Raw genomic sequence first — 1,133 nt, 5'->3', positions numbered from 1 at the left:
GCTCAGTACCCGACAGTTTCTCTAGGGGGTTGAAAAACCGCGACTGGTACGCGAGAACAGAGCGCGTCTCCTGACGTCCTGGCCAAACTGACGCGCTGCTTCACCGCGCACTTTCCAGAGTTTCGCAAGAACCAAATTGAGTTGCTTTCCCTGATGGTCCTTGCGCTCCTGAAGGGCAAGGACGTCCGGCATGCTGAACTCGCGGCGCGCTTCCCCGGAAGCGCGCGCACCGCTTCTGTCATTCGGCGTGTGGAACGCTTCTTTAATCGGCATCCCATCCACCCAGCCGACGTCGCCCGGGTGGTCCTGACGCTCCTTCCCGCTACGCAGCCACGCGAATTCATCCTCGACCGAACGAACTGGAAGTACGGGCAGACGGACGTGAACGTCCTGCTGCTGGCAGTCATCTGGCGGGGCGTCGCGATCCCCCTCCTCTACGAGCTGCTGCCCCATGGGGGCGGCAGCCATACAGAGATCCGGCACACCCTCATGGATGATGCCCTGTGCCTGCTCTCTGCAGCGGAGATCCGGGTTCTGTATGCGGACCGTGAATTCGTCGGCTACGACTGGATTCAGGGACTCGCCCACCGTGGGATTCCCCTCTGCGTGCGGTTGCGGCGCGACACACTCATGGATGACTGGACCGCGCAGGATTGGCTGAGTCGCGTGCAGACCGGCACAGCCGGTCTGCTGGTCGAGGACACCGTGGTCTACGGGCAACCGATGAACGTGGTCCTGACGTACACGCGAGAGGGCGAGGCCCTGATCATTGCCAGCAATGCCGGGGCAGTAACGACGATCCAGACACGATATCGCCGGAGGTTCTTGATCGAGTGTCTCTTCCGGGCCCTCAAAAGCAAGGGCTTCCAACTGGAGGGAACGCACATGACGCTCCACGATCACGTGGAACGTCTGCTGTGCCTGTTGACGCTGACCTACACGTGGTGTGTGCGGGTCGGGGTCACACTGGACTGTCCGAGGAAGGCCCATGGTCGCCGGGCATGGAGTGTCGTGAAGATGGGCTTGCAGGAACTGGTTCGGTCGTTTGGCCGCGAATCAGCACGCCTGTGGGACTTGATTGACCTGTTGATGCCGTCCCACACGAACGCCCCAGAAACTGTCGGGTACTGAGG

1 protein-coding gene is annotated in these 1,133 nt (G+C 61.6%); it reads left to right on the top strand.

From position 1 onward, the window contains the following. Positions 1-153: 153 nt before the first annotated feature. Positions 154-1,131, top strand: coding sequence for an IS4 family transposase (locus tag K7W41_RS23305; protein ID WP_224612930.1), 978 nt, complete (start codon positions 154-156; stop codon positions 1,129-1,131). The last annotated feature ends 2 nt before the right edge of the window (positions 1,132-1,133 follow it).

Origin of the sequence: Deinococcus multiflagellatus (assembly GCF_020166415.1) — a bacterium.
Taxonomy (GTDB): domain Bacteria; phylum Deinococcota; class Deinococci; order Deinococcales; family Deinococcaceae; genus Deinococcus; species Deinococcus multiflagellatus.
Note: the sequence above shows the minus strand (reverse complement) of the source record. Positions and strands in the feature narration are given on the sequence as shown.